The 276-nt window shown below is 61.6% G+C and carries 1 protein-coding gene; it reads left to right on the forward strand.

The window, feature by feature from the left end; all coding sequences use genetic code 11:
• Positions 1–276: transposase (locus HA630_RS00425; RefSeq protein WP_208299880.1), on the forward strand; the 276-nt coding region annotated here is incomplete at both ends.

A 276-nucleotide genomic window follows, 5' to 3' on the forward strand; every position in this document is an offset into this window, starting at 1 on the left:
GACCTGGGTTACCGTGGGGTGGATGGCGACAACCCGGATGTGCACATCGTGCACCGGGGCAAGAGCAAGCGCATCAGCGATGAAGAACGCCAGCTGCTCAAACGCCGTCAGGCCATTGAGCCCATCATTGGGCACCTGAAGCAGGATCACCGCATGCAGCGGTGTCACTTGAAGGGTGAATCCGGCGACCGGCTGCATGCTGTGCTGTGCGCAGCGGGCTACAACATCCGCTGGCTGCTGCGCATGATCGCCAAGAAGGGCATCACCTTCTTGGGC

Source organism: Aquabacterium sp. A08 (genome assembly GCF_011742065.1).